Raw genomic sequence first — 3,804 nt, 5'->3', positions numbered from 1 at the left:
GTCACCGCCAACGTCAAGACGATCTCGGAGATTCCGCACGCGCTAAAAGGCAAAGACATACCGGACGTCATCGATATCCGCGGTGAGATTTATCTTGGGCACGAGGACTTCGCCAAACTTAACGCGGCGCAGGCGGCGAGCGGCGATAAGGTCTTTGCCAATCCGCGCAATGCGGCGGCGGGCTCGCTGCGCCAACTCGATTCCTCGATCACGGCCAAGCGGCCGTTGCGGTTTTTCGCCTACGCCTGGGGCGCTGCATCGAAATTACCGGCCGACACGCAAGCCGGCGTCATCGCCGCATTCAAACGCTGGGGGCTTCCCGTCAATCGGTTGATGCGCGTCACGGCAACGGCCGATGATCTCATCGCCTTCTATCGGGAGATCGAAAGCGGGCGCTCGTCGCTCGGTTACGATATCGATGGTGTCGTCTACAAAGTGAACCGGCTCGACTATCAACAGCGCCTCGGGTTCGTGTCGCGTTCGCCGCGCTGGGCCATCGCGCATAAGTTCGCCGCCGAGCGTGCCACGACGGTTCTCAACAAAATCGACATCCAGGTCGGGCGCACTGGCGCGCTGACGCCCGTTGCCAAGCTCGAGCCGGTGACGGTCGGCGGCGTCGTCGTCTCGAACGCGACGCTGCATAACGAGGATGAGATCGCGCGCAAGGATATCCGCGAGGGCGATACCGTCGTCGTGCAACGGGCCGGCGACGTCATCCCGCAGATCGTCGAAGTCATTCTCGACAAGCGGCCGAAGTCGGCGAAGCCTTTCGAGTTTCCAACCATATGCCCTATCTGCGGCAGTCACGCAGTGCGCGAATCCGATGAGGACGGCGGCACGGCCGACGTGGTTCGCCGTTGCACGGGCGGCCTCATTTGTCCGGCGCAGGTGAAAGAGCGCCTGAAGCATTTCGTGTCGCGAAATGCACTCGATATCGAAGGTTTAGGGGCGGAGAAGATCGAGTTTCTGTTCGATGATGGCCGGATCAAATCGGCCGCCGACATCTTCACGTTGCAAGAGCGTGACCAAAAGCATCCGGAGCCGCTGGCAACGCTCAAAGGTTTCGGCAAGACATCGGTCGGCAAACTTTTCGCGGCGATCGATGCGCGCCGTAGCGTGCCGCTGGAGCGTTTTCTTTATGGGCTCGGCATCCGGCATATCGGCGAGACGACGGCCAAAGACCTAGGCAAGGCGTATGGGACGTTCGAGGCGCTGCGGACGGCCGTGGATGCCGCGATCGAAGGCGGCAAAGGCAGCGAGGCCTATCGCGAGATCGACGACATCGAAGGTATTGGCGAGACGGTGGTCGATGCGCTGATCGACTTTTTTGCCGAGCAACACAATCGCGAGCAGATCGATGCGCTGCTCAAGGAATTGACGTTGAAGCCGTTCGAGCGCCCGCAGGCAAAGGACTCACCCGTTACCGGAAAGACCGTCGTCTTCACCGGTTCGTTGGCGAAGTTGACGCGAAATGAGGCGAAAGCGCTCGCCGAACGGCTTGGCGCCAAGGTCGCGAGTTCCGTTTCGAAGAAGACGGAGTACGTTGTGGCGGGTGCTGATGCGGGATCGAAGCTCGCCAACGCGCAGGCGCTCGGCGTGACGGTGTTGACCGAGGACGAATGGCTCGCGCTTATCGGTCACGCCACCTAGAGTTTTTCTGCCATCCAGAACGCAGTCTCAACGAACGCCGGCGCTTGCTGATGTCTAGATCCCGGGGACTAGCCCCGGGATGATAACGTGTTAACGGTCACCGGGTTGCGGTGATCGCGATGTAAATTTCGCCGTCGTGCTCCGTAATTTCGACGTCCTTCGAACCTTCGGCGGCGACCATCAATGCGGAAATGACGGCTTCGGGCCGTGTCACTGTGGGTTGTGCCGATTTGTAGGCCTGTGGAAAATGTGGCGCGGCGCTGACTTCGTGAATCGGGATCATCGGGGGTTGCTCCTATCGCGACTGCATTGAAGCAGACGCTAAGGGAACAATGGGGCCTGCTGCTGTTACGACTGTGACAGCAGCGAGACTTGCGCAGACTGCATGGGTCGCGTCGCATGCTGCAGCCAGTCGGACGCCTCTTGATCGAGACTGGGCGACAGCGTTTCGAAGACCCGCGCATGATAGGCGTTGATCCATGCGAGCTCTTCGCTGGAGAGCATCTCGGCGATGATGAGCCGCAAATCGATCGGGGCCAGCGTCAGGGTTTCGAAACTCATCATCGGACGTTCGCTGTCCGACGTCTTTTCGGGCTCGGTGACGAGCACGACGTTCTCGATGCGGATGCCGTAGGCACCCACCTTATAAAAGCCGGGCTCGTTCGAAATCAGCATGCCGGGCTGCAGCGGGACCATGCCGGCGCGCGATATCGACTGCGGACCCTCATGGACCGAGAGATAGCTGCCAATGCCGTGTCCGGTGCCGTGGTCGAAATCGGCGCCGATGGCCCACAGGGCGCGGCGCGCGAAAGGGTCGAGGTCGATGCCGCGCGTGCCTTTGGGAAAGCGAGCAGTGGCAACCGCGATATGGCCTTTCAGAACGGCAGTGAAATGCCGTTTCATGTCTTCACTCGGCTCACCGATGGCGACCGTTCGCGTGATGTCGGTCGTGCCGTCCTGGTACTGCGCGCCGCTGTCGACAAGGAATAATTCGCCGAGGTTCATCCGGCGATTGGTTGCCTCGGTGACTCGATAGTGGACAATAGCGCCATTGGGACCGGAGCCCGAAATCGTCGGGAAGCTGATGTCGCGCAACATATTCGTATCGCGGCGAAACTCTTCGAGCTTGCGGACGGCCGTGATCTCGTCGAGCGTTCCATCCGCAGCTCTGCCGTCGAGCCAAGCCAGAAACCGGACGACGGCCTTGCCGTCGCGAACGTGCGCTGCCCGTGCGCCGGTCATTTCGGCGCCGGTTTTGATCGCCTTCGGCAGAATGCACGGATCCTGTCCGCGAGATATGGCGCGGCTTCCGAGCTTGGTTTCGAACCAGTAGGCGGCAGACTCGGGGTCGAAGCGCACCCGCTTGCGGTGCTTTTTGAGCGCTGTCAGCCGATCGGCGAGTGCGCCGGGCCGTAAGAGTTTGGCGACCGGGGCTAGGTGCGCGCGCGCCTCGGCGTCCAACCGTGTGGCATCGACGAAAAGTTCGACTTTGCCGGTCACCGGCACGATTGCGAAGGCCAGCACAACCGGGCTGTGCGCCACGTCGCTGCCGCGAATGTTCAACAACCAGCAGATCGAATCCGGCATCGTCAGGATGACGGCGTTTTGGCCGTCCTTCTTCAAAAGCGCCTGAACGTGCGCGATCTTTTCAGCGGCGGATTTGCCGGCGAGCGCCAGGGGTTGGGCGATGACTGGACCGGACGGCGGCTTCGGGCGCGCCTTGCCCCACAGCGTGTCGATCGGGTTCTTCGCAAGGGCTTTGAGTTTGATGCCCTTGAGCGCGAGAGCGGCTTTCAGACGCGTGATCTCTCCGGCGGTGTGCAGCCAGGGATCGAAGCCCACCGTCTGGCCTTTGGCGAGCGTGGTCGATAGCCACTCGGCGATTTTCAGCCGCGGCAAGAGAGAGACTTCGAAAATGCCTCTGTCGGTTTCGGCGTCGGCCTGCACCGTGTAGCGGCCATCCGTGAACAACACCGCGGACTTTTTCGCGACGGCGGCGATGCCAGCGGAACCGGAAAATCCCGTCAGCCATTGCAAGCGCTCGGCGGATGCTGGGACGTATTCGCCTTGATGCCTGTCGGCGCGCGGAACGAGCACGGCGTCGAGCTTGGCTTTGGCCATCAGCGCGCGCAGCGCCTTGACGCGCTCAGCAAC

Annotated in this window: 3 protein-coding genes; 1 reads left to right on the top strand and 2 read right to left on the bottom strand. The window is 61.6% G+C overall.

Annotation, left to right across the window (positions count from 1 at the left end; genetic code table 11):
- Nucleotides 1-1,650 (top strand): NAD-dependent DNA ligase LigA (gene ligA, locus VN623_RS03355; RefSeq protein WP_325568116.1); only part of this gene is annotated, 1,650 nt, incomplete at its 5' end.
- Nucleotides 1,651-1,747: 97 nt separating this feature from the next.
- Here ligA and VN623_RS03350 read toward each other — a convergent pair.
- Entirely contained in the window at nucleotides 1,748-1,933 is a 186-nt protein-coding gene (locus VN623_RS03350) for a hypothetical protein (protein WP_325568114.1), read from the bottom strand.
- Between the two features lie 65 nt (nucleotides 1,934-1,998).
- Nucleotides 1,999-3,804 (bottom strand): aminopeptidase P family protein (locus VN623_RS03345; protein WP_325568112.1); only part of this gene is annotated, 1,806 nt, incomplete at its 5' end.

Source organism: Hyphomicrobium sp., assembly GCF_035572195.1.
Classification (GTDB): Bacteria; Pseudomonadota; Alphaproteobacteria; order Rhizobiales; family Hyphomicrobiaceae; genus Hyphomicrobium_B.
Note: the sequence above shows the minus strand (reverse complement) of the source record. Positions and strands in the feature narration are given on the sequence as shown.

Coding starts and splice junctions, on each gene's coding strand:
- VN623_RS03350 (WP_325568114.1), bottom strand. CDS start 1,933: ATGATCCCGATTCACGAAGTCAGCGCCGCGCCACATTTTCCACAGGCC.